Raw genomic sequence first — 24,218 nt, forward strand, 5'->3', positions numbered from 1 at the left:
GGCTCCCAGTAGACGACTGGGTTGATAGGCCGGATGTGGAAGCCCAGTAATGGGTGGAGCTGACCGGTACTAATAGGCCGAGGGCTTGTCCTCAGTTGCTCGCGTCCACTGTGTTGTTCTGAAACAACGACCCCCACCGTCAGGTTCGGGTGGGTGCGGTTGACAGTTTCATAGTGTTTCGGTGGTCATAGCGTGAGGGAAACGCCCGGTTACATTCCGAACCCGGAAGCTAAGCCTTACAGCGCCGATGGTACTGCAGGGGGGACCCTGTGGGAGAGTAGGACGCCGCCGAACAATCATTCAGGAGAAGCCTCCTTTCCTTCGGGAAAGGGGGCTTCTTCGCGTTTCCGGGCCGGTGCACCTGACACGGCGTAAGGTCGCACACATGGCCATCCACACCACCGATTCGCTCACCGCCGAGGACCTCGACGCCGCCCGTGCCGTGCTCACCGCTGCGGCCACCGCCGACGGTCGGGAGGCCGTCTCCGAGGCCGGCCGGCTGCGGCTGCGCGTCGACGCACCCCGGCCGGGCATCCGTCACCTGGTGCAGCTCGCCGGCTCCAGCCCCGCGGGTTACGCCCAGGTGGAGGCTCCCGAGGGCCTCGCCGCGGAGCCGACCGCCACGGTCGAGCTCGCCGTCCACCCCGACCTGCGCCGGCAGGGCCGGGGGCGGCAACTGCTGGACGCGGTGCTGGCGGCGGCCGGCCCGCGGCGGACCGTGGACTTCTGGGCCCACGGGGGCCACCCGGGCGCGGCCCGCCTGGCGGAGGAGTACGGTGCCCGGTTGGTCCGCGAGCTGCGTCAGATGCGCCGCACGGCCCCGGCGCCGGGCGTCGAGCCGCTGCCGTCCGGCGTGACACTGCGGACCTTCCGCCCGGGCCAGGACGACAAGGCCTGGTTGCAGTTGAACGCCCGGGCCTTCGCCCACCACCCCGAGCAGGGTTCCTGGACCGCCGGGGACCTGGCGGACCGGTTGGTCGAGCCCTGGTTCGACCCGGCGGGCTTCTTCCTGGCCACCCGTCCCGACCCGACCGGCCCGGAGGGGGCCGAGCGGCTGGTCGGCTTCCACTGGACCAAGGTCCACCCCGCCACCGTGACCGAGCCGGCCCTCGGCGAGGTCTACGTGGTGGGCGTCGACCCGGCCGAGCAGGGCAACGGGCTGGGCCGGGCCCTCACCGCGGTGGGCTTGCGCCATCTGGCGCAGGCCCGCGGCCTGGAAACGGTCCTGCTCTATGTCGATGCCGACAATCCGGCGGCCATTCGGGTATATGAACGAGTGGGATTCGCCATCCACGAGGTGGACCTGATGTACCAGGTCAGGACCGGCTGAACGGTCGCCCGCTCCGCATCCGGGGCCGACCGCCTCAGCTTTCCTCCTGGCCATGCGGTGTTTACCGTGGATTCAATTGACGCCGCGAAGATCACAGGATGACGACCGTAGTGTCTCGCTCCCGCAGCTTGGACCACCTGGCCGGGTCTGATCGGATAACGGCCGCCCCGGGCGGATGGCCCTATCCGCAGCGGTCGGCGGGTGCCGGAGAGGGCGAGCACACGGACCTCAGGGCCAAGGAGCAGGAACCCATGAGCATGACCAACGCGCTCGGTCTGTCGCTGGACAAGCTTCCGGAAGGCGAGGCGGAGGAGCTCCCGCAGGGGCGGTTCCTGGATCGTGAACGCAGCTGGCTGGCGTTCAACGAGCGGGTGCTGGAGCTCGCCGAGGATCCCCAGGTGCCGCTGCTGGAGCGGGCCAAGTTCCTGGCGATCTTCGCCAGCAACCTGGACGAGTTCTTCATGGTGCGGGTGGCCGGTCTGAAGCGCCGGATCGCCACCGGGGTCGCCCAGCGCAGCGCCTCCGGCCTGCAGCCGCGCGAGGTGCTGGACCAGATCTGGACCAGATCGCGCGAGCTGATGGCCCGTCACGCGGCGGCGTTCCAGCACGAGGTGCTGCCCGACCTGGCCGCCGAGGGCGTCGAGGTGGTGCGCTGGGCCGAGCTGACCGACAAGGAGCAGGCCCGGCTGCACACCCTGTTCCGGCAGCAGATCTTCCCGGTGCTGACCCCGCTGGCGGTCGACCCGGCCCACCCCTTCCCGTACATATCGGGCCTGAGCCTGAACCTGGCGGTGGTGGTGCGCAACCCGGTCTCCGGGCACAAGCACTTCGCCCGGGTGAAGGTTCCGCAGTTGCTCCCCCGCTTCCTGGAGGCCTCCCCGCAGCGCTACGTCCCGCTGGAGGACGTGATGGGTGCGCACCTGGAGGAGCTGTTCCCCGGGATGGAGGTGCTCGCCCACCACGCCTTCCGGGTCACCCGCAACGAGGACCTCGAGGTGGAGGAGGACGACACCGAGAACATCCTCAAGGCGCTGGAGAAGGAGCTGATGCGGCGCCGGTTCGGGCCGCCGGTGCGCCTGGAGGTCGAGGAGTCGATCGACCCGTACATCCTGGACCTGCTGGTGCGGGAGCTGAACATCAGCCAGGCCGAGGTCTTCGCGCTGCCCGGTCCGCTGGACCTGACCGGGCTGTTCGGCATCGCCGACCTGGACCGGCCGGAGCTGAAGTACCCCAAGTTCGTGGCGGGGACGGCGCGCGGGCTGACCGACGTGGAGTCGGCGACGCTGCCGGACATCTTCGCCGCGATGCGCGAGCGGGACGTGCTGCTGCACCACCCGTACGACAGCTTCTCCACCTCGGTGCAGGCCTTCCTGGAGCAGGCCGCGGCCGACCCGCACGTGCTGGCGATCAAGCAGACCCTGTACCGCACCTCTGGTGACTCGCCGATCGTGGACGCGCTGATCGACGCCGCCGAGTCCGGCAAGCAGGTGCTGGTGCTGGTCGAGATCAAGGCCCGGTTCGACGAGCAGGCCAACATCAAGTGGGCCCGCAAGCTGGAGGAGGCCGGCTGCCACGTGGTCTACGGCCTGGTCGGGCTGAAGACCCACTGCAAGCTCTCGCTGGTGGTCCGCCAGGAGGGCGACACGCTGCGCCGCTACGCGCACGTGGGCACCGGCAACTACCACCCCAAGACGGCCCGGCTGTACGAGGACCTGGGCCTGCTCACCGCGGACCCGCAGGTCGGTGCGGACCTGTCGGACCTGTTCAACCGGCTCTCCGGGTACTCGCGCCGGGAGTCCTACCGGCGGCTGCTGACCGCCCCGCGCGGTCTGCGGGACGGGTTGATCTCGCGGATCCAGAACGAGGTGGCCAACCACCAGGCGGGTCTGCCGGCCTACGTGAAGCTCAAGGTCAACTCGATCGTCGACGAGGCCGTGATCGACGCGCTGTACCGGGCGTCCCGGGCCGGCGTGCCGGTGGACGTCTGGGTGCGGGGAATCTGCGCGATCCGGCCCGGAGTGGCCGGGCTGAGTGAGAACATCCGGGTGCGCTCGGTGCTGGGCCGGTTCCTGGAGCACTCCCGGATCTTCGTCTTCGGTCACGGTGGAGATCCCGAAGTCTGGTTCGGCAGCGCGGATATGATGCACCGTAACCTGGACCGGCGGATCGAGGCCCTGGTGCGGGTGGCGGACCCGGCACACCGGGCGGAGCTGTCCGGGCTGCTGGACCTGGGGATGGCGGACGACACCGCGTCCTGGCTCCTGGGGCCCGACGGGACCTGGACCAGGCGCAGCCAGGACGCCGAGGGCCACCGCCTGCGGGACATCCAGGAACTGCTCATCGACTCGCGCCAGCGCCGCCGGAGCACGGCCGGCTCGCTCTGACCATCCGTCACCTGCCCCGGTTGAGGTCCGTCCACGGGGGATCGGCCGACCACGGGGGAACGGGGAGAACCCACGACATGACTGACGCGCCCATGACGGCCCCGGCGTCCACCGCGACCGCCGGGGAGGTCCTGTCCCGGTACCTGACCGAGCAGGCGGGCCGGTTCCTGCGCGCCCTGCCGCAGGCGGTGGGGGAGGCCGGTGCCCGCCCGGGGGCGGTGCCCTCGGTCAACGCGCCCGGGGGCACCGCGGGCACCGGCGAGCTGCTGCGGACGGTGCGGCGGATCGGCGGTGCGGTGCACACCTTCGGTGCCCTGTTCGAGCCCGGGTGGGCCGAGGAGTTCCGGGCCGAGCTGCGCTGGCTGCTCACCCTGCTGGCGCAGGAGCCCGCCTACGCCCGCCGCTCGGCCCGGCTGCTGGCCGCGCTGGACACGCTCAGTGCGACCGGGTCGGCCGGCGAGACCGGCGGTCCGGGGATGCTGGCCGGCCACCAGGGGGCGCCGAAGGCCCGGGCGCTGCTGGACCGGCAGCTGACCCTGGCGCGGACCCGGGCGCACAGCACGGTGCTGCAGGAGCTCCGGTCGGCCCGGCTGCACGCGCTGGCGGACCGGATGACCCTGCTGGTGGGCGAGGCGCCGCTGCTGGCGGCGGCCGCGGGGACGGCCGGCGAGGTGCTGCTGCCGCAGGCCGCGCGGGCGGTGGACGCGCTGTCCGTGGCGGTGCAGGCGCTGCCGCTGCGGCGGGCGGCCACCGCGTACCAGGGGGACGCCTTGCACCGGCTGGCCGCGACCGGCGCCCAGGTGCCGGCCCAGGGCCGGGCGGCGGCGCCGGGCGCTCCGGAGAGTGCGGACAACGCGCTGGCGGCGGACGACGCGCCGTGGCACCGGGTGCGGGTCCTGCTGAAGCGGGCCCGGTACGCGGGGGAGGTGTCCGGCCGGACGGACCCGGAGCTGGACGAGTTGGACCTGGTGCTGGACCGGCACCAGGAGGCGGCGGACGCGGCGGTGACGGCGGCCACCGCGGCGCGGACCCCGCGGATCACCCCCGCGACGGCGTACGTGCTGGGTGTGGTGCATGCTGATCAGCGGTTGGAGGTCGAGGCGGCGCGGTACGCCTTCGGCAGCCGATGGCCCTCCCTCTCCCTCGCCCCGGACGGCTGGGAGGGGCCCCCAGCACCCCGGACGGCATGAATGGCTGAGCAGCACCAGGAACGGCGGACGAGCCCCAAGATGGCGGCCGGCCCGGACCGGGGGACGGACAGGTCCGGCCAGTTGGTGCGCAAGCAGCTGCGCGAGGCGAAGCGCCAGGGCCTGTGGGCCGGTCCCGGCCGGTCGGGGCGCGCCGCGTCCGGGCACGGCGGGCACCGGTCGAGCGGGCGGGCGGCGGCGGGGGAGCGGACCGTGCTGGCGGCCGGCGCGGTGCTCTGGGTCCCGGGCGAGCCGCGGCGCGACGGCACCGTGCGCAAGCCGCGGATCGCGCTGATCCACCGCCCCAAGTACGACGACTGGAGCCTGCCCAAGGGCAAACTGCAGGCGGGGGAGACGCCGTGGCAGGCGGCGCTGCGCGAGGTGGAGGAGGAGACCGGCCTGGTCTGCCGCCTGATCGCGCCGCTGCCGGCCCAGCACTACCTGGCCCAGGGGCGGCCCAAAGAGGTGCGCTACTGGTCCGCGGTGCCGGTGAGCGGAGAGTTCCGGGCGAACCGGGAGGTGGACCGGATGAAGTGGCTGAAGCCGGCCAAGGCCCGGGCCAAGCTGACCCACGACCGCGACCGGCTGCTGATCGACGCGTTGCTGGAGCAGTTGGGCCGTTCGCCTGTTTGACCGACTGTCGTCACCTGACAGCGTGTCTTGGCCGAACCCTTGCCGTGATGCAACCGTGACTACCGGCCCGTGTTTCCTGGCATCCGTTCGAGGTTCACTCTCCGTTCATTTGCGACCGGCTGATGCGTCACCTGTCGCGCCTAACTTCGGTCTCACCGGAGGGCCGGAGAGGCCCCGGACCACAGCTCGTCCGCCAGGCCCGCGCATCTGAGCAGGGCCTCGGTGGACTGTGCCGAAGAAAGGGACACCCCTGTGAAGCTCCAGCGGAACGGCCGCTCCAAGGCCCTCGCGATTGGTGCCGTGGCGCTCGTCAGCTCGCTGTCGCTCGCGGCCTGCGGCTCGGACAACAACAACACGTCGACCACCACCGGCGGTACGAGCGGCAGCGCCGCTCCGGCCGCCGCGATCAAGTGCGCCGACAAGCAGGCCCCGCTGCTCGCCGCCGGTTCCACCGCCCAGAGCACCGCCATCGATGTCTGGAAGGCCGCCTTCGGCGCCGCCTGCTCCGGCAGCACCCTGAACTACAGCGGTGGCGGCTCGGGCGCCGGTGTCCAGCAGTTCAACCAGGGCAAGGTCACCTTCGCCGGTTCCGACGCGGCGCTGAAGTCCACCGAGGTCGACGCCTCGAAGGCGGTCTGCACCGGCGGTGGCCAGGGCATCGACCTGCCGATGGTCGGCGGCCTCGTCTCGATCATCTTCAACGTCCAGGGTGTCGACCACCTGGTGCTCGACGGTCCGACCATCGCGAAGATCTTCGACTCGCAGATCACCAAGTGGAACGACCCGGCCATCGCCACCCTGAACCCGGGTGTCACCCTGCCGGCCGCCGACATCCAGGCCTTCCACCGCTCGGACGACTCGGGCACCACCCAGAACCTGACCGCGTACCTGGCCAAGGCCTCCAACGGTGCGTGGACCTACCCGGCCAGCAAGACCTGGGCCGGCAAGGGCGGCCAGTCGGCCGCGCAGTCCGCGGGCGTCTCCGCGCAGGTCAAGTCGGTCCCGAACTCGATCGGCTACGCCGAGCTGTCCTACGCGCAGCAGAACAGCCTGAAGACCGCCTCGATCGCCACCGGTGCCAGCAAGCCGGTCGACGCGACCGCCGCCAACGCCGCCACCACCATCGCGACCGCGAAGTCGGCCGGCGCCAGCAACCCGAACGACCTGGCGCTGAGCCTGGACTACGCGACCAAGGGCGAGGGTGCCTACCCGATCGTCCTGGTCACCTACGAGATCGTCTGCGACAAGGGCAACAAGCCCGAGACGCTGGACACCCTGAAGGCGTTCCTGAACTACGCCATCAGCGACGCCGGCCAGCAGGCCATCGGTGACAAGGGCTACGTTCCGCTGCCCAAGGAGGTCTCCGACAAGGTGAAGACCGTCATCGGCACCCTGGCCTGATCCCAGCGCCCAGCGCACTTCGGCCGGCGGTCCCGCTCCGGGGGGGACGGGATCGCCGGCCGGTCCTCGCACCGACCGCTCCACCACACCACTCGTCCGGGGCACCGCCGCCATGGTGCCGCCCTAGCCAGGGGCAGCACCGCCAGACCGGAGTAGAACCTCATGACTTCCTCGCCCCCTGGCGCTCCCAGGGACACCACCGAAGCGTCCGCCACCACCTCACCCAGGCGCCGCAGCTCCCTGCAGGGGAACAGCCGCCGGGGTGACAGCCTTTTCCGCGGGGCCTCGGCCGGGTCCGGCATCCTGCTGCTGGTCATCATGGCCGCCATCGCGGGCTTCCTGATCTACCGCAGCAGCATCGCGATCAACAAGGACACGACCAGCTTCCTGACCACCTTCGAGTGGGACCCGGACAACATCCAGAAGCCCAGCTTCGGCATCGCCGTCCTGGTCTTCGGGACCCTGGTCTCCGCCGCCATCGCGATGGTCATCGCGGTGCCGGTCGCGATCGGGATCGCGCTGTTCATCTCGCACTACGCGCCGCGCCGGATCGCCCAGCCGTTCGCCTACCTGGTGGACCTGCTGGCGGCGGTGCCCAGCATCATCTACGGCCTGTGGGGCGCGCTCTTCCTGGTGCCGCACCTGGGCGGGCTGAACAGCTGGCTCAACGACTACCTGGGCTGGACCTACATCTTCAAGGTCAGCCACCCGGGCGCCCCGGCGCGCAGCCTGTTCACGGTCGGCATCCTGCTGGCCATCATGGTGCTGCCGATCATCACCGCGGTCAGCCGCGAGGTGTTCCGCCAGGTGCCGCGGATGCACGAGGAGGCGGCGCTCGCGCTCGGCGCGACCCGCTGGGAGATGATCCGCACCGCGGTGCTGCCGTTCGGCCGCCCGGGCATCATCTCGGCCTCGATGCTGGGCCTGGGCCGCGCGCTCGGCGAGACCATCGCGGTCGCCACCGTCCTCTCCGCCAGCAACGTGCTCTCGCTGCACCTGCTGGACGCGGGTGGTGGCACGTTCGCGCAGAACATCGCGCTGAAGTTCGGTGAGGCCGGCTCGCTCGGCAAGGACGCGCTGATGGCCTCCGGCCTGGTGCTGTTCGTGATCACGCTGCTGGTAAACGGTGCGGCTCGGATGATCATCGCCCGCCGCAAGGAGTACTCGGGGGCGAACTCGTGACCACCGCGACCTCTACCGCGGACCGCTCGCCGGCTCCGCAGCTGCGCCGTCCGCTGACGGCCGCCCGCCTGCCCCGCTGGGCACCGGCCGGGATCGCCGTCCTGTCGCTCGCGCTCGCCTGCGCGATCGGCGCCGGCGCCGGGCTCTCCAGCCACCTGCAGTGGGGCCTGATCGCCGCGCTGCTCTTCGTCTCGATCAGCTACGGCGTGGCCGCCAAGGTGGAGGGCCACCGCCAGGCCAAGGACCGCTTCTTCACCTCGCTGGTGTGGACCGCGTTCGTGCTCGCCGTGACGCCGCTGGTCTCGCTGCTGGTCTACACGGTCCAGCAGGGCAACGGCGTGGTGGACGCCAACTTCCTGAACCACTCCATGCGCGGGGTGCTCTCCGCCGGTCCCGGCGGCGGCATCTACCACGCGCTGGTCGGCACCCTGCAGCAGGTCGGCCTGGCCACCCTGATCGCCGCTCCGATCGGTCTGCTGACCGCCGTCTACCTGGTGGAGTACGGCCGCGGCCGACTCGCCGCGGCGGTCACCTTCTTCGTCGACGTGATGACGGGCATCCCGTCGATCGTCGCCGGTCTGTTCATCCTGTCCGTCTGGAACCTGGCCCTGGGCTTCGACTACTCCGGCTTCTCGGGCAGCCTGGCGCTGGCCATCCTGATGATGCCGGTCGTGGTGCGCTCCACCGAGGAGATGCTCAAGCTCGTCCCGAACGAGCTGCGCGAGGCGGCCTTCGCCCTCGGCGTGCCGAAGTGGAAGACCATTCTGCGGATCGTGATCCCCACCGCGATCGGCGGCATCACCACCGGTGTGATGCTGGCGGTCGCCCGGATCACCGGTGAGACCGCGCCGGTGCTGATGCTGGTGTTCGTCTCCGACTCGATCAACACCGACCCGTTCAACGGGCCGCAGATGAATCTCCCGGTCTACATCTGGCAGCAGTACGGCTACAACAACCAGTACAGCTACGCCCGTGCCTGGGGTGCCGCGCTGGTGCTGATCGCCGTGGTGATGGGGCTCAACCTGATCGCCCGTGGGATCGCCCGCTGGCGCTCGCCCAAGACCGGACACTGAGCGTCCGACTGACGTACGAACAGACGAGAGAAGAAGAAAGATCATGGCTAAGCGCATCGACGTCAGCGGACTGTCGGCCTACTACGGTGGCACCAAGGCCATCGAGGACATCTCGATGACGGTGGAGCCCCGCTCGGTGACCGCGTTCATCGGCCCGTCCGGCTGCGGCAAGTCCACCTTCCTGCGCACCCTCAACCGGATGCACGAGGTCATCCCCAACGCCCGTGTCGAGGGCAAGGTGATGCTGGACGACGAGAACCTGTACGGCGCCAACGTGGACCCGGTGGCGGTGCGCCGCACCGTCGGCATGGTCTTCCAGCGCCCCAACCCGTTCCCGACCATGTCCATCTACGAGAACGTGGTGGCCGGTCTGAAGCTGGCGGGCGTGAAGAAGAAGTCCGTGCTGGACGGCGTGGTGGAGTCCTCGCTCAAGGGCGCGAACCTGTGGAACGAGGTCAAGGACCGGCTGAACAAGCCCGGGGCCGGCCTGTCCGGCGGCCAGCAGCAGCGGCTCTGCATCGCCCGCGCGATCGCGGTCGAGCCGCAGGTGCTGCTGATGGACGAGCCCTGCTCGGCGCTGGACCCGATCTCCACGCTGGCGATCGAGGACCTGATCGGTGAGCTCAAGGAGCGGTTCACCATCGTCATCGTGACCCACAACATGCAGCAGGCGGCCCGCGTCAGCGACCGCACCGCCTTCTTCAACCTGGCCGGCGTCGGCCAGCCGGGCAAGCTGATCGAGCTGGACGACACCCAGCGGATCTTCTCCAACCCGTCGGTGCAGGCGACCGAGGACTACATCTCGGGCCGCTTCGGCTAAACGCCGGCAGCACCACAGGCTGCCCTTCGGTGCTGCATGGCGGTGCCGCCGCAGGGCATGAGAAAGGGCCCGCCCTCGGGACGCGAGGGCGGGCCCTGATCGTTCTGCCGCGGCGTCAGCCCACGATCGCCCAGGTGACCCCGTAGACGGCCGCGGCCACCAGGCCGGCCGCCGGCATCGTGATGAACCAGCCGAGCACGATGTTCTTGGCCACGCCCCAGCGCACCGCGCGGACCCGCTTGGTGGCCCCCACTCCCATGATCGCCGAGGTGATCACGTGGGTGGTGGAGATCGGCGCCTTGTAGACGTACGACGTGATGTACATGATCGTCGCGGCGGTGGACTCGGCGGCGAAGCCCTGCGGCGGGTCCAACTCGATGATCTTGCGGCCCAGGGTCCGCATGATCCGCCAGCCACCGGCGTAGGTGCCCAGCGACAGCATGGCGGCGCACGAGACCTTCACCCAGATCGGGATCGAGTTGCCGGTCTGGTGGCCGGAGATGACCAGCGCCATCACCACCACACCCATGGTCTTCTGGGCGTCCTGCAGGCCGTGCGCCAGGGCCATCGCGGCCGCCGAAGCGGTCTGCGCGACCCGGAAGTTGCGCTTGGCCCGGTGCGGGTTGGCCCGCCGGAAGAGCCACAGGATCCCCAGCATCACCAGGTAGCCGGCCAGCAGGCCGACGATCGGGGAGAGGATCATCGGGATGATGACCTTGTCCACCACGCCGTGCCAGATCACCCCGGTGCCGCCCGCCAGCGCGGCGCCGACCAGGCCGCCGAAGAGCGCGTGCGAGGAGGAGGACGGCAGGCCGAAGTACCAGGTGGTCAGGTTCCAGACGATCGCGCCGACCAGGCCGCCGAACAGGATCGTCATCCCCTGGCTGCCGTGCGGGGTCTCGATCAGGCCCTTGGAGACGGTCTGTGCCACCCCGCTGCCCAGGAAGGCGCCGGCCAGGTTCATCACCGCGGCCATCGCCAGCGCGGCCCGCGGGGTCAGCGCGCGGGTGGAGACCGAGGTGGCGATCGCGTTCGCCGAGTCGTGGAAGCCGTTGGTGTAGGTGAAGAAGAAGGCCACGCCGATGACGACGATGAGTGCTGCCGTGTCCACGCTGGTCAGGACTCCTTGACGGCGATGGTCTCCACCGTGTTGGCGACGTGCTCGAACGCGTCCGCGGCCTCCTCCAGCACGTCCACCACCTGCTTCAGCTTGAGCACCTCGAGGGTCTCGTACTGGCCGCTGAACAGGTGGGCCAGCAGCTTGCGGTGGATCTGGTCGGCCTGGTTCTCCAGCCGGTTGACCTCGATCCAGTACTCGTTGAGGTGGGCCATGCTGCGCAGGTTGGACATCGCCTCGGCGGTCAGCTCGGCGGCCCGGGCCAGCACCTCGATCTGCTGCTCCACGCCGGTGGGCAGCGACTGGATGTCGTAGAGGACGACCAGGTCGACGGCCTCCTCCATGAAGTCCATGATGTCGTCGAGCGAGGAGGCCAGGGTGTAGATGTCCTCGCGGTCGAACGGGGTGATGAAGGAGGAGTTGAGCTGGTGGAAGATCGCGTGGGTGGTGTCGTCACCGGCGTGTTCGGCGGCGCGCATGCGCTCGACGATCTCCGCGCGGCCTGACACGTCCGAGCCCAGCAGTTCCAACAGGAGCTTCGACCCGACGACCAGGTTCTCCCCGGCCGCGGCGAACATGTCGTAGAAGCTCGTCTCCTTCGGGGTCAGGCTAAAACGCACGGAAATCTCCGATGAGCGGGGGACGGACTGAACGATGCTAGGTGTTCCGCGTCAGGATTGTTCAAACGGGGTGGCACGTCTTCGGCACAGAAGGAACGGGATCCTCCTCTTCCAAAGGCAAGTTGGCCAGACACGTTGGTCGCCGTGCGCCGATGTGACGGGCGTAGAGCTCAAGTCTGACGGACGTTCGGCCCGAACGCCCCCCTCCTGCACAGCGTGATCCGGATCAGCCCCCGGACGGGGGAACCACGGCGCCGGCCCGCCGTGCGGGACACTGGGGGGACCGGCGCCCTGACCCGACAGCGCGGCGGCCGGGGCGACCAGGAGAGCGGGGCAGGCCGATGACCACCACGGGGACGACCAGCAGCCAGGAGGGCCGGGAGGGCCGCGAGCAGGCGCCCGCACCGGCCCACCACGGGCCGCACGGCTACAGCTCGCACAAGGCCGACCACCTCAAGCGGCTGCGCCGGATCGAGGGTCAGGCGCGCGGCCTGCAGCGGATGGTCGAGGAGGACGTCTACTGCATCGACATCCTGACCCAGGTCTCCGCCACCACCAAGGCCCTGCAGTCCTTCGCGCTCTCGCTGCTGGAGGAGCACATCAAGCACTGCGTCGCGGACGCGGTCAACGAGGGCGGCGAGGCGATGGACGAGAAGGTGGCCGAGGCGATGGCCGCGATCAGTCGCCTGCTGCGGAGCTGACCGGCTCCCCGCCGGCCTGTCCGGCCGGCGGCTCGGGCCGCTCCTGGCTGAGCAGCACCTCGTCGATCCGGGCGGTCGGCAGCCGGTCGCCGGGGGAGTCGGTGGCGGCGATCATCAGCTCGCCGGTGAGCTCGATCTCGTCCAGCGCGGCACTGTCGGGGCCGAGGGGGGAGTCGGTCGTGCGGTCCACTGTCCTGTCGGCGGAGGACGACACCCTGCACCACCCCTTCAGCGTCCGCTCCCCGGGGTGCCGGCCACCCGGTTCCCAGCCTAGAGAGTGCCGGGCCGGCACCCCATGGCACGGACGGGCCATCTCTGCCCGCACAGACGGGTGACTCTCCGTCAGGGACATGACGAGTCGTCGGGGCAGCTCACTTCGGCGAGCTGCCGTCCTGCATGTCCACCACGTCCGCCGCGGCCGGCTCGGCCACCTGGACGGCGCTGCCGAACTCACTGAGCGTCAGCGTGGAGACGACCTTCACCTGGTCCTTGGGGTCCTTCGAGCCGGCCACCCCGGCGAAGGCGAAGGTCTCGGTCACCTTGTGCAGCCGCCCCTGCTCGTCCAGCCAGGCCTCGAACGGGACCGCCTTGACGGTGAAGGTCGCACCGGCCTGGCGCAGGCCGTTGGCGGCCGGACCGCCGGTCGCGTCGGCCGCCTTGCCCAGGTCCAGGGTGCCCCGGTAGTGCTTCAGCTGGACGCCGTCCACCGTCTCGGTGCCGAGCAGCGAGGCCTGCTGGGCGCCGCGCAGGGCGCCCGCGGCGGTGGCCGGGTCGGTGGCGCCGTTGCTGATCAGGTTGCCGTCGGCCAACTGCCGCACGTCCAGCTTGACCCACTTGCCGGCCGGCACCTTGGCGCCGCTGTTCTGCAGGAAGACCAGGCCGGGTTCGACCACCTCGACCACCTTGCCGGTGGTGGCCGCGCCCGGCGGCACCTGCACCTCCAGCCGGCCGATCCGCTTGGCGTAGTCGTAGGGGCCGGCGCCGGTGAAGGAGGCCTTCTTGTCGCCCGACTCGGTGGTCAGCTGGGTGGCGGCCGAGGCCGAGCCGGCGTGGCCGGTGATGTCGGCGGCGTTGCGCACGGCGGTGAGCGGGTCGTCGGCCAGCTTGTCGGCCACCTGGCTGTGGCCGTCCCCCGACCCGGCGTCCGAGGAGCCGGTCGCCGAGGTGCCGCAACCGGTCAGCACGGCGGCCAGCAGCGGGCCGACGGCCGTCGCGAGCAGCCGGGTCTGGCGCGAAGTCCGCATGGTGATCTCAACCCCCTCGAAGCGCCGGCGCCCCTTGCTGGACGACAGCCGGTACTGGCGAGAACGATTCGGGGAAGCGGGGGTTACGCCTTACCGGCGCACGGCGGATCGCGCGCGCCGGTGGGCTACGGTGGAGGGCGTGTCGGTCCTGCCCTCCCCGCCCGGTCCCGCCGCCCCCGAGCCGGAGGCTGCGCCGGGGCACGCGGTGACGGTCAGCGAGCGCGGTTCGTTCGCCCACGCGGCGTGCAGCTGCGGGTGGTTCGCACCCGGTCGGCGGTCCCGGGACAAGGCCCGCCGGGACGCCACCGAGCACCTGGCGGAGCAGTCCTGACCATGCTCCCGCCTCGGCCGCTAGGCGGCCAGGTCGGACTCGTCCGCCGGGCGGCGCTGCGGGGCGGACCGGTGCCCGTGCGCGCGCCGGCGGCGACCGCCCGGGTCGGCCGGCGGGGCGGCGGTGACCAGCGGGGCCAGCGCGGTCCGGGTCACCGCGTGGCAGAGCGGGACCAGGACCGCCATCGCGATCGGCGCCAGCAGCAGCACCACGGCGGCGGCCAGCGCGTAGCCGCCCAGCACGTCGGTCGGGTAGTGCACGCCCATGAACATCCGGCAGAAGCCCTGCAGCAGGGCCAGCAGGCCGGCCAGGGCACCGAGCCTGCGGTCCACCAGGAAGAGCGCCACCGCGAAGGCCATCGCCATCGTGGCGTGGTCGCTGACGAAGGAGTGGGTGCCGGCCTTGCCGGCCACCAGCACGTCCAGGCCGGTGTGGCTGACGAACGGGCGCGGGCGGTCCACGATCGCGGCGATCGGCAGGTTGGCCAGCTCGGCCAGCGCCACCGAGAGCGGGACCCAGACCATGCCGGCCACCTTCACCGGGGCGTTCGACTGCTTCCTGGCCCGCAGCCAGCCGACCGCACAGAGCGTCAGCAGGCCCAGCAGGATGCCGTACTCGCCGATCCAGGAGACCGCGGAGTCCAGCCAGGGCGGCGCCGCCTTCGCCCAGCCGTTGACGGTGTAGAGCAGGTCGAGGTCCGGGTTGCCGTCGGCCAGCAGCGTGGACACGCCGTACCTCCTGTGCTCCGCGCCAGTTGATCGTTCGCGGTGCAGCCTACTTGACGGAGTGTGGGGGACCTGTCACGTCGTCAGGGACGGGGCGAGGGGTTCGAGCCGCCGGTGATGGTGCCGTTGCCGTCGCGGGCCGGCAGCGCCGCGGCGCCGTCCTGGGTGACCCGGGTGGCGCCGATGTAGTCCGCCTGGTCGATGGTGTCGTAGCGGACCACCGCGCCGGTGTGCGGGGCGTCGATCATGTAGCCGCCGCCCACGTAGATCCCGACGTGGTGGATGCTGCGCGGGTCGTTCAGGTCGGTGGCGAAGAAGACCAGGTCACCCGGGCGCAGTTGGTCCCGCGAGGGGTGCTGGCCGGCGTACCACTGGTCGTTGGCGACCCGGGGCAGCGTGATGCCCACCGAGGCGTAGGCCACCTGCATCAGGCCGGAGCAGTCGAACCGGCCGTCGAGGCCGGTGCCGCCCCACTCGTAGGGGGTGCCGAGCTTGGTCTGGGCGAAGTAGATGGCGCCGGAGGCCTGCTGGGAGACGGCCACCGGGGCGGCGGCCGCGGCGAAGCTCTGCGCCAGCGCCTTGATCGAGCGGACGTAGCCCTGGGTCTCGGCGTAGGGCGGCACGCCCTGGTAGCGGAGCACCGCGTCCGAGCCGGCGTTGTAGGCGGCCAGCAGGTTGGCCTGGCGGTCGCCGGGGACGCCGATGGTGGCGCGGGCCATCGCGCAGTCGTAGGCGGCCGCGGCGGGGATGGCGTCGGCCGGGTCCCAGACGTCGCGCTTGCCGTCGCCGTTGCCGTCCACCCCGTACTCGGCCCAGGTGCCGGGCATGAACTGGGCGATGCCCTGCGCGCCGACGGGGCTGCGGGCGCCCGCGTCGAAGCCGCTCTCCTGGTAGAGCTGGGCGGCCAGCATCGGGGCGGAGATCTCCGGGCAGCTGCTGCCGGCCCGCTGGATCAGCTGGGCGTAGGCGGCCGGCACGGTGCCCGGGGCGAGGCCCAACTGGGAGTTGGAGACGGTCTGCGGAACCCCACTGGCCGCATACGTCCCCACGCCCACCAACAGCAGGAAGCCGAATGCAACAGCTCCGCCTGCGACGGCCGCTCGCGTGCCATTCCGGAGTACCATCAGCACCATCCCGATGCAGTGTCAGAGAGCTTGAGGTCGTGGGGGAATCCCGGACCAGGAGCCTCCGGCGCGGCGCCGGTACGCATATGCCCCCCGCACGCGCCAGGTCGTTCGGCCGACACCTCCACGAGTCTGCTGAAAGTCATTGCTCAGCGCAATCATCGGAGATACTAAGAGTGAGCGCTATCCTTCGTACGGTGGACATCCTGGCGTACGTGTCCCGTGCCGAGCGACCAATCCTCCAGAAGTAGCCAAGTCGACATCAGATCTGGCCAAGAATAGGCCCCGGCCCTTCGCACTCCGGTGGTGCGGGGCCTTGAATTGCCTGATCGGGCGGTGAGACAGGAATGCACGTGGGTGACACAGTGAGCAGTGTGGGCAACACCGTGAACGGATACGCAAGCGGCCTCCTGGCCGCGGACCCGCCCAAGAAGGGCAGTATCGACACCATTATCGGCGGAATCGCCCCGGACTGGGGGCCATTCTCCACGCTGGGGTCGGAAGCCCGGATCATGGTCGAGGTGGTGATGGCGGTCGCCATCCTGGCCTGCCTGGCGATCGCGGTCTGGGGTGCGGCCAAGCAGCGGATCGGCGCCACCGCGATGCGTGACACCTTCAGCGCCGAGCAGGGCAAGGGACTGATCATCGCCGGGCTGACCGGCGTGTTCATCATCGGATCGCTGGGCACGCTCTTCACCATTGTGTACGGCATGGCCATCTGACGATCAGACAGTCGTCCCGGTGATCGCACCGGGTCGGCCGCGCACCCGCGTCGCAAGCCCCGTTCTCAACGCTGGAGCCCGTAGCCACCGGCTCCCTGTCCCAGGAGGGCCGCCGTGCCGTTGCCCGACGACCAGCCGCACACCCGTACGCGGCTGCCGGTCGGCGAACAGGGCTCCGCGCAGCCGGCGGGCCGTCAGCCCCGGCCGCTGCGCACCCTGCTGACGGTGCTGGTGGTGGTCACCCTGCTGGTGGTCGCCATCTCGATCGCCAACAGCGGCAAGACCGTGCCCCAGTCGGGTGGTGCGGACCGCTCGGCCGCCCCGCTGCCGCCGGACGCGACCGCGCCCACCGCGGCCAGCGGCCAGCTGCCGGTCAGCACCACCACCAACGGGATCGGCACCGGCTACCCGCACACCGAGCAGGGCGCGCAGTCGGCCGCGGCCAACTACGCGGTGGCGCTCGGCGGGGCGGAGATGTTCCGGACCGAGGGGCGGCGCACGATACTCGGCGCGATCGCCGACCCGGCCGCGCTGGACGCGCTGCGCGGCCGGCTGGACCAGGCGATGACGCCGCAGGCGCTGGCCGGGTACGGGCTTGACGCGCAGGGGCGGGCGCCGACGGGGCTGATGTTCGTCAGCCGCGCGGTGCCGATCGGGACGCGGACGGACGGGTACACGGCCGACACCACCAAGGCGCTGGTCTGGTGCGCGGGGCTGGGCGGGCTGGCGGGGAGCGGCTCGACCCTGCCGGTGAAGGCCACCTGGTACACGCTGACGCTGACGCTGCACTGGGTCGGGGGCGACTGGAAGCTCACCGACTTCTCCCGGCAGAGCGGGCCGGCCCCGGTGCCCGCCGACCAACAGGCCGCCGGCCCCGATGAGATCACCGGTGCCGTCCAGCAGTTCGGAGGCTTCCGCTATGCCCGCTGACGGTGCGCTGGACACGGCGCTGGAGTTCGGACGGGTGAAGCGGCGCGCCTGGCGGCTCGGCGGGCTGCTGGCCACGGTGCAGCTGGGGGCGATGGTCGCGGCGCAGCGGGTGTTCGCGGCGCCGACGCCGACGCCGACGCCCTCGGTCTCTCCGTCCAACCCCAACTGCCCCTCCTTGCCGATGGCCTCGGACGGGATCCTCTGCGCCAGCGGTCCTGGGTCGACCCCCGGCGGCGGGACCGTCAGCAACGTGACGGACCCGCTGGGTTCACTCGCCAAGGCCTGTGCGCAGGCGGCCGCGTGGGTGGTGCGGAACCTGTCGTCGGTGATCGACACCACCACCCAGGTCGACTTCACCAATGCGGACTTCCTGGCCCAGTACGCGGTGGTCTTCGCGGCCTCGACGGTGCTGACGCTGGTGCTCTGGCTGCTCGCGGTGACCAAGCGCGCGGTGCGCGGGGTGCCGCTGTCGCAGGCGTTCTCCGAGGCGATCGGGTTCCTCTGGCTGACCGTCATCGCCTCGGCCTTCACGCCGCTGATCCTGTACACCCTGGTGGGCGCGACCGACGGGCTGACCGAGGCGATCGCGGCCGGGACCAAGTCGGACACCGGCACCTACCTGGGCGGCTTCGCGGACACCCTGGAGCACGGGTCGATCGGCGGCGGGCCGCTGATCCTGGTGCTGGTGTCGCTGGTCGCGGTGCTGGCGGCGGTGGTGCTCTGGATCGAGCTGTGGATCCGCACGGCGATGCTCTACGTGGGCGCGCTGCTCGGCACCGCGGTGTACGCGGGTCTGGTGGACAAGCAGCTGTGGAAGCACGTGCGCCGCTGGGCCGGACTGATGGCCGCGGTCGACCTGGCCAAGCCGGTGATCGTGATCATCCTGGGCCTGGCCAGCGCGGTGGCCGGCGGCGCCGGGGCCTCGGACGACTTCGCCCGGGTCCTCGCGGGCCTGGCCATCCTCTTCCTGTCGATCTTCGCCACCACCGCGATCTACCGCTTCGTGCCGGGCTTCGGCGACGAGATGGCGCACCTGCGCAACGCCCGGGCCAACGCGGTGAGCGCCGGTTCGGCGATGATCAACGGACCGGCCAACCTGGTGAAGCAGGGCATCTCCACCCACGGTTCGCGCGGCGCCGGTCCGGAGACGGCCACCGCCTCCGGCTCCGGCTCGGGCGGCGGCTCGGTCGCCCCGGGCATCGCCGCGCACGCCTCGCGCACCCCCACCCCGCCCGCCCAGCCGTCCGCACCGACCACACCCGCGCAGAACCCAGCGAAGGGAGGCTGACCGCAGCATGACCAGCGAACCGCTCGGCCAGTACGGGGGCCAGTACGCCCAGCCGTACCCGCACCAGCGCCGCACCTACTTGATCGGCAAGGCCCGACCGAACGCGCCGATCGGGCGCAACCGGGAGTCCGGCGAGATCATGCTGATCATCTTCGGTGCCTTCCTCGGCATGCTCTGGGGCCTGCTGATGCCGGTCCTGGCGCTGCGGATCGCCGGCCTGGTCGGCTTCCCGCTGCTGGCGATCGCCGCGGTCTACCTGCCCTACCGGCGCCGTACCTTCTACAAGTGGGTGGAGATCAACCGGACCTACCGGCGCACCACGCGCAGCGGCCGGGCGGTCTGGCAGTCCACCGCGATGGACGCCGGCACCCGGCTGGACGGCCGCGAGATCGAGGTCGGCCCGCCGCCCGGCGTGGGCCGGCTGCGCTGGCTGAGCGCGCCGTTCGGCCCGGACGAGGTCGGCGTGCTGATGCACCTGGAGCGCCGCACGGTGACCGCGGCGATCGAGATCGAGGGCCCGGGCGTGGGCCTGCGCGACTCGGAGGACCAGGAGGCCCTGGTCGACCGGTTCGGCACGCTGCTCAAGCACGTGGCCAACGGCGACGGCTTCGTGACCCGGTTGCAGATGCTGGCCCGCACACTGCCCGCCGACCCGGACGCGCACGCCAAGGACGTGGAGCGGCGCGGCGACCACGACGCGCCGCGCTGGTTGAAGGACTCCTACGAGCAGCTGCAGTCGATGGTCTCCACCTCCTCCGAGCAGCACCGGGCCTACCTGGTGGCCTGCATGCACTACACCCGCGACCTGGCCGCCGAGGCACACGCGATGGGTCGCACCGCCACCGGCCGCCGGGCCCGCGACGACGACGGCCTGGCGGCCGTGATGGCCCGTGAACTCACCGACATCTGCGCCCGGTTGGCAGAGGCCGACATCCGGGTGCGGCAGCCGCTGGGCCAGGCCCGGCTCTCCTCGCTGCTGCACTCGATGTACGACCCGGACCACCCGATCGACCACATCCAGGCGATGTCCCGGCGCAACGCCTGGCCGGCCGAACTCGACGCCACCCACCCGCAGTACCTGCAGGCCAAGACCCGCGAGTCGGCCACCCGGGAGCCGTGGTGCCACGCCACCGCCTGGATCAAGGAGTGGCCGCTCACCCCGGTGGGCGTCAACTTCCTGGCCCCGCTGCTGGTGCACACCCCGGACGTGATCCGCACGGTGGCCGTCACCATGGACCTGGAGCCCACCGACGTCGCGATCGAGCGGATGCTCACCGAGAAGACCAACGACGAGGCCGAGGCCAGCCGCGCCGCCAAGATGAACCGCACGGTGGACCCGCGCGACCTGGCGCACAGCGGCCGGGTGGACCAGCGCGGTGACGACCTGGCCTCCGGCGCCTCCGGGGTGAACCTGGTCGGCTACATCACCGTCTCCTCGCGCAGCCCCGAGGCGCTGGCCCGGGACAAGCGGACCATCCGCGCCTCGGCCGGCAAGAGCTACCTCAAGCTGGAGTGGTGCGACCGCGAGCACCACCGGGCCTTCGTCAACACCCTGCCGTTCGCCACCGGCATCCGCCGCTGACCCCCTGGAGGTCCCCGTGGCCATTGGCAACCTCAGCGAGGCCTTCACCAGCCTGATGTTCGGCCGGGTGGAGACCACCCGGCTGCCCGTGCGCACCTCCAGCGGGCAGGCCCAGGCGGTCTACCTGCCGACCGCCGCACCGGGCCTGGGCGACTCCGGGGTGATCATCGGGCGCGAGGTGTACAGCGGCAAGGGCTACGTCTACGACCCGTTCCAGCTCTACGGGCAGCAGTTGCCCGCCCCGCACTGGCTGGTGCTCGGCGAGTCCGGCAACGGCAAGTCGGCGCTGGAGAAGACCTACGTGCTGCGCCAGCTGCGGTTCCGCGACCGCCAGGTGGTGGTGCTGGACGCGCAGGGCGAGGACGGGGTCGGCGAGTGGAACCTGATCGCCAACGCGCTGGGCATAAAGTCGGTCCGGCTGGACCCGATGGCGGCCCGGGACGGCGGGGTCAAGCTCAACCCGCTGGACCCGGCGATCACCACCACCGGCCAGCTCTCGCTGCTGCGCACCATCATCGAGGTGGCGATGGGCCGCGGCCTGGAGGAGCGGGCCGGCTTCGCGCTCAAGGCCGCGCACGCGCACGTCCGGGCCACCGTGACGGACCGCCAGCCGATCCTGGGCGACATCATCGACACGCTGCGCCGGCCGGACCTGTCCTCGGTCGAGTCGCTCGGGGTCGAGCCGGGCGAGGTGCAGTCCTGGGGCCTGGACGTGGCCCTGGTGCTGGACCGGCTGGTCGACGGTGACCTGCGCGGCATGTTCGACGGTCCGACCAGCTCCGGGATCGACCTGGACGCGCCGCTGATCGTCTTCGACCTCTCGCACATCGACCGGAACTCGATCGCGATGCCGATCCTGATGGCGATCGTCGGCGTCTGGCTGGAGCACACCTGGATCCGCCCCGACCGGAGGAAGCGCATCTTCCTGGTCGAGGAGGCCTGGCACATCATCAACAGCCCGTTCGTGGCCCAGCTCTTCCAGCGGCTGCTGAAGTTCGGCCGCCGCCTGGGCCTCTCCTTCGTGGCGGTGGTCCACCACCTGTCCGACGTGGTGGACGGCGCCGCCGCCAAGGAGGCCTCGGCGATCCTCAAGATGGCCTCCACCCGCACCATCTACATGCAGAAGGCCGACGAGGCCCGGGCCACCGGCCGGGTGCTCGGCCTGCCGCGCTGGGCGGTGGAGATCATTCCGACCCTGTCACCGGGTATCGCGGTCTGGGACGTGAACGGCAACGTCCAAGTGGTCAAGCACATCATCACGGAGGCCGAGCGGCCGCTGGTGTACACCGACCGCGCGATGACCGAGGACGCCGTTGCCGAGCGGATCCGGGCGGAGCGGCAGCTGGCGTCCGAGCCGGGGGTCTGACCTTCGGCCGGGCCGGTCCCGGCACGCGGTCAGCCGGCGGCCGGGCCGGGTGTCCGCGGCACCTCGGTGGGCGGCGGCTCGGGCGCGCCGGGCAGCTGGATCACGGCGAGCGCGCCGGGACCGCCGTCGGCCGCCGGGCCCAGGGTGACCGTGCCGCCGCTGTCCTGCACGGTCTGCGCCACGATCGACAGCCCGAGCCCCGATCCCGGCAGCTGCCGGGAGGACGGCGAGCGCCAGAACCGGTCGAAGACGTACTGCAGCTCGTCGGCCGGGATGCCGGGACCGTGGTCGCGCACCGCCAGCCGGCCGTGCTCCAGGCCCACGTCGATGGTCCCGCCGGGCGGGCTGTACTTGACCGCGTTGTCCAGCAGGTTCATCACGGCCCGCTCCAGGGCCGCCGGATCGGCCTGCACGTACCACGGGGCCAGCGCCACCCGGAACTCCAGCCCCGGTCCGCGCAGCTTGCCCCGGTCCACCGCCCGCTGGGCGATCTCGTGGAACGGCACGATAGCCACGTTCTGGCCCGGGCGCGGCGAGTCCGGCCGGGACAGCTGCAGCAGGTCGCCGATCAGCACGGTCAGCTCCTGCATCTGGGCCTTCATGCTGCCCAGCAGCTTGGTCCGGGTGGCCTCGGGCAGCGGCCGGCCGGTGTCGTTGCTGCGGATCAGCAGGTCCACGTTGGTCCGCAGCGAGGTGAGCGGCGTGCGCAGCTCGTGCCCCGCGTCGGCGATCAGCCGGGTCTGCCGCTCACGGGAGTTGGCCAGCGCGGTGGACATGGAGTTGAAGGAGGAGGAGAGCCGGGCGATCTCGTCGTTCCCGTGCACGGGGATGGTGGTGCCGACCTCCTCGGTGCGGGCGATGTGCTCGACGGCGTCGGTGAGCTCGTGGACGGGGCGCAGCGCGGCGCGGGCCACTATCCGGCCGGTGACGCCGGCCACGGCGATGCCCACGGCGGAGACGCCGACCAGGATCAGCGCCAGGCTCTGGAGCGAGTCGTCCACCTTGGTCAACGAGGTGGCGGTGACCAGGACGACCGGCTGGTGGGCCTTGCCGACTGTCCCCGGGGTGAGTCGGACCATGGCCGGCTCCCCAGTGGTGTAGTGGCCGAGCCGGAAGGTGGATTTCGGCGGCGGGCCGGGCGGCTGGCCGGGCGTCGGCGGAGCGTAGTCGGCCAGCACGTTGAGGTCGCTCTTGTAGATCACGATCGCCCGCGGCTTCTGGGCCACCGGAACGCAGACCTGGGTCCCGTCGCTGTTGACCAGCTCGGTGTCCCAGCGGTTGTCCGGGACGGTGCTCTCCGCGCCCATCGAGACCTGCTCCTCGTACGCGCGCTGCGCGTCGGCTGCGGCCTGCTGCGGGGTGCTGGCGCAGGGCGGCGCCAGCACGGTGCGGATCTGGAAGGGGGCCGTGGCCAGGGTCTGCTGCTGCAGCGTGTACATCTGGTTCTTGACGATGAACCAGCACGCCACCGCGCACGCCGCGATCGCCACCGCCACCGCCACCGACGCCAGCATCGCCAGCCGGCTCCGCAGCGACCTGTCGTGGTACCAGCGCGACAGCCGCCCCCGCCCCCGTGAAACTACTCCTGCGGTCGTCACGGTCAGGCCGTCGTCCCGCTCGGCGCGCGCAGCGCGTAGCCGACGCCGCGGACGGTCTGGATCAGGCGGGGCATGCCGCCCTGCTCGGTCTTGCGGCGCAGGTACATCACGTAGACGTCGAGCGAGTTCGAGGAGGGCTCGAAGTCGAAGCCCCAGACCGCCTTGAGGATCTGCTCCCGGGTCAGCACCTGGCGCGGGTGGGCCAGGAACATCTCCAGCAGCATGAACTCGGTGCGGGTGAGCTCCACCGGGCGGTTGTCCCGGGTGACCTCGCGGGTGGCGGTGTTCATCCGCAGGTCGGCGAAGGCCAGCACCTCGGACTCGTCCTCCACCACGGCGGCCCGGGCGGCGGCCTCGGCGGCCAGCGCGTTGCGGCGCAGCAGGGCCCGCACCCGGGCCAGCAGCTCGTCCAGCTCGAACGGCTTGGCGAGGTAGTCGTCGGCGCCCACGTCGAGGCCGGTGACCCGGTCGCCGACCGCGTCGCGCGCGGTCAGCATCAGCACCGGCGCCGTGTCGCCGCGCGAGCGCATCCGGCGCACCGCGGTGAGGCCGTCCATCCGGGGCATCATGATGTCCAGCAGCACCAGGTCGGGCTTCTCCCGCTCGACGGCGTCGAGTGCCTCGAAGCCGTCGGTGGCGGTGATGACCTCGTAGCCCTCGAAGGCCAGGCTGCTCTCCAGGGCGTCCCGCAGCGCGGGCTCGTCGTCGACCACGAGCAGGCGGGCCGGGGCGCCCGGCTGCTCGGCGGGGCTGCGGTCGTCGGCGGGGGGTGTCATCGGCGGTTGGCCCTCTCTGGAGCTGGCGGGGTGTTGCCATTGTGCGGCGCGAATGGGGTGAAGCGGGGCAACAGTGCGATACCT

At 71.3% G+C, this 24,218-nt stretch carries 23 protein-coding genes and 2 rRNA genes; 17 read left to right on the forward strand and 8 right to left on the reverse strand.

Translation table 11 applies throughout. The features are described from left to right. From ACFW1A_RS05185 to pstB, 10 genes are all read left to right on the forward strand, one after another. Positions 1-93, forward strand: a 23S ribosomal RNA gene (locus tag ACFW1A_RS05185); the annotation flags it as partial. 84 nt (positions 94-177) lie between these two features. Further along, positions 178-294: ribosomal RNA gene (rrf, locus tag ACFW1A_RS05190) — 5S ribosomal RNA — on the forward strand. Between the two features lie 91 nt (positions 295-385). Further along, a complete protein-coding gene (mshD, locus tag ACFW1A_RS05195) occupies positions 386-1,330 on the forward strand; it encodes a mycothiol synthase (protein ID WP_380404405.1) in 945 nt (314 codons plus the stop codon). A gap of 155 nt (positions 1,331-1,485) precedes the next feature. Continuing rightward, on the forward strand, positions 1,486-3,714 hold the full coding sequence (locus tag ACFW1A_RS05200; RefSeq protein WP_380404540.1) for an RNA degradosome polyphosphate kinase: 2,229 nt from the start codon (positions 1,486-1,488) through the stop codon (positions 3,712-3,714). A 77-nt stretch (positions 3,715-3,791) separates the two neighbouring features. Beyond that, positions 3,792-4,904 (forward strand): CHAD domain-containing protein, encoded by a 1,113-nt coding sequence (locus ACFW1A_RS05205; protein WP_380404408.1) that lies wholly within the window; start codon positions 3,792-3,794, stop codon positions 4,902-4,904. 210 nt (positions 4,905-5,114) lie between these two features. Next, positions 5,115-5,534, forward strand: a complete 420-nt coding sequence (locus ACFW1A_RS05210; RefSeq protein ID WP_380404543.1) for an NUDIX hydrolase — start codon at positions 5,115-5,117, stop codon at positions 5,532-5,534. Between the two features lie 252 nt (positions 5,535-5,786). After that, positions 5,787-6,935, forward strand: a complete 1,149-nt coding sequence (gene pstS / locus ACFW1A_RS05215) for a phosphate ABC transporter substrate-binding protein PstS (RefSeq protein WP_380404411.1) — start codon at positions 5,787-5,789, stop codon at positions 6,933-6,935. A gap of 162 nt (positions 6,936-7,097) precedes the next feature. Further along, the gene (gene pstC / locus ACFW1A_RS05220) at positions 7,098-8,117 is read left to right on the forward strand and encodes a phosphate ABC transporter permease subunit PstC (RefSeq protein WP_380404414.1); all 1,020 of its coding nucleotides are present in this window, start codon (positions 7,098-7,100) and stop codon (positions 8,115-8,117) included. After that, positions 8,114-9,190: a phosphate ABC transporter permease PstA gene (gene pstA, locus ACFW1A_RS05225; protein ID WP_380404417.1), complete on the forward strand. Its 1,077-nt coding sequence runs from the start codon at positions 8,114-8,116 to the stop codon at positions 9,188-9,190. Before pstC ends, pstA begins: the two co-directional genes overlap by 4 nt. Before the next feature lie 43 nt (positions 9,191-9,233). Further along, positions 9,234-10,010 (forward strand): phosphate ABC transporter ATP-binding protein PstB, encoded by a 777-nt coding sequence (pstB, locus tag ACFW1A_RS05230; protein WP_380404419.1) that lies wholly within the window; start codon positions 9,234-9,236, stop codon positions 10,008-10,010. Positions 10,011-10,125: 115 nt separating this feature from the next. Here pstB and ACFW1A_RS05235 read toward each other — a convergent pair whose 3' ends face one another. Both ACFW1A_RS05235 and ACFW1A_RS05240 read right to left on the reverse strand, forming a co-directional pair. Next, positions 10,126-11,121, reverse strand: a complete 996-nt coding sequence (locus ACFW1A_RS05235) for an anion permease (RefSeq protein ID WP_380404422.1) — start codon at positions 11,119-11,121, stop codon at positions 10,126-10,128. 5 nt (positions 11,122-11,126) lie between these two features. Next, complete coding sequence (locus tag ACFW1A_RS05240; RefSeq protein WP_380404425.1) at positions 11,127-11,747, reverse strand: DUF47 domain-containing protein; 621 nt, start codon at positions 11,745-11,747, stop codon at positions 11,127-11,129. Positions 11,748-12,088: 341 nt separating this feature from the next. Between ACFW1A_RS05240 and ACFW1A_RS05245 the strand changes: the two genes are divergently transcribed. Continuing rightward, positions 12,089-12,448 (forward strand): metal-sensitive transcriptional regulator, encoded by a 360-nt coding sequence (locus tag ACFW1A_RS05245; RefSeq protein ID WP_380404428.1) that lies wholly within the window; start codon positions 12,089-12,091, stop codon positions 12,446-12,448. On the opposite strand, the gene ACFW1A_RS05250 is transcribed toward ACFW1A_RS05245, so the two are convergent. Together ACFW1A_RS05250 and ACFW1A_RS05255 are read right to left on the reverse strand one after the other, a co-directional pair. After that, complete coding sequence (locus tag ACFW1A_RS05250) at positions 12,426-12,638, reverse strand: hypothetical protein (RefSeq protein WP_380404430.1); 213 nt, start codon at positions 12,636-12,638, stop codon at positions 12,426-12,428. The genes ACFW1A_RS05245 and ACFW1A_RS05250 overlap by 23 nt on opposite strands. Before the next feature lie 181 nt (positions 12,639-12,819). Beyond that, positions 12,820-13,692: a hypothetical protein gene (locus tag ACFW1A_RS05255; protein ID WP_380404433.1), complete on the reverse strand. Its 873-nt coding sequence runs from the start codon at positions 13,690-13,692 to the stop codon at positions 12,820-12,822. Between the two features lie 139 nt (positions 13,693-13,831). Here ACFW1A_RS05255 and ACFW1A_RS05260 point away from each other — a divergent pair, with 139 nt between their 5' ends. After that, positions 13,832-14,023, forward strand: a complete 192-nt coding sequence (locus ACFW1A_RS05260) for a hypothetical protein (protein WP_380404436.1) — start codon at positions 13,832-13,834, stop codon at positions 14,021-14,023. Positions 14,024-14,043: 20 nt separating this feature from the next. On the opposite strand, the gene ACFW1A_RS05265 is transcribed toward ACFW1A_RS05260, so the two are convergent. Then, complete coding sequence (locus ACFW1A_RS05265; protein ID WP_380404439.1) at positions 14,044-14,751, reverse strand: phosphatase PAP2 family protein; 708 nt, start codon at positions 14,749-14,751, stop codon at positions 14,044-14,046. Between the two features lie 80 nt (positions 14,752-14,831). Continuing rightward, positions 14,832-15,872: an NlpC/P60 family protein gene (locus ACFW1A_RS05270; protein ID WP_380404442.1), complete on the reverse strand. Its 1,041-nt coding sequence runs from the start codon at positions 15,870-15,872 to the stop codon at positions 14,832-14,834. Between the two features lie 410 nt (positions 15,873-16,282). Here ACFW1A_RS05270 and ACFW1A_RS05275 point away from each other — a divergent pair, with 410 nt between their 5' ends. The 5 genes from ACFW1A_RS05275 to ACFW1A_RS05295 all read left to right on the forward strand — a co-directional run bounded on the left by ACFW1A_RS05275 (position 16,283) and on the right by ACFW1A_RS05295 (position 21,760). Beyond that, the gene (locus ACFW1A_RS05275) at positions 16,283-16,594 is read left to right on the forward strand and encodes a hypothetical protein (RefSeq protein WP_110666871.1); all 312 of its coding nucleotides are present in this window, start codon (positions 16,283-16,285) and stop codon (positions 16,592-16,594) included. A gap of 114 nt (positions 16,595-16,708) precedes the next feature. Next, positions 16,709-17,524, forward strand: a complete 816-nt coding sequence (locus ACFW1A_RS05280) for a hypothetical protein (RefSeq protein ID WP_380404445.1) — start codon at positions 16,709-16,711, stop codon at positions 17,522-17,524. Further along, complete coding sequence (locus tag ACFW1A_RS05285; protein ID WP_380404448.1) at positions 17,514-18,812, forward strand: hypothetical protein; 1,299 nt, start codon at positions 17,514-17,516, stop codon at positions 18,810-18,812. The genes ACFW1A_RS05280 and ACFW1A_RS05285 overlap by 11 nt, the downstream gene beginning before the upstream one ends. A 7-nt stretch (positions 18,813-18,819) precedes the next feature. After that, a complete protein-coding gene (locus ACFW1A_RS05290) occupies positions 18,820-20,394 on the forward strand; it encodes an SCO6880 family protein (RefSeq protein ID WP_380404451.1) in 1,575 nt (524 codons plus the stop codon). Positions 20,395-20,449: 55 nt separating this feature from the next. After that, positions 20,450-21,760, forward strand: a complete 1,311-nt coding sequence (locus tag ACFW1A_RS05295; protein WP_380404547.1) for an ATP-binding protein — start codon at positions 20,450-20,452, stop codon at positions 21,758-21,760. 29 nt (positions 21,761-21,789) lie between these two features. Here ACFW1A_RS05295 and ACFW1A_RS05300 read toward each other — a convergent pair whose 3' ends face one another. Beyond that, positions 21,790-23,274 (reverse strand): sensor histidine kinase, encoded by a 1,485-nt coding sequence (locus tag ACFW1A_RS05300; protein ID WP_380404454.1) that lies wholly within the window; start codon positions 23,272-23,274, stop codon positions 21,790-21,792. Between the two features lie 86 nt (positions 23,275-23,360). Further along, entirely contained in the window at positions 23,361-24,134 is a 774-nt protein-coding gene (locus tag ACFW1A_RS05305) for a response regulator transcription factor (protein WP_380404457.1), read from the reverse strand. Positions 24,135-24,218 lie beyond the last annotated feature (84 nt).

The organism is Kitasatospora sp. NPDC058965 (assembly GCF_042741245.1).
In the GTDB taxonomy this organism is placed as follows: Bacteria; Actinomycetota; Actinomycetes; order Streptomycetales; family Streptomycetaceae; genus Kitasatospora.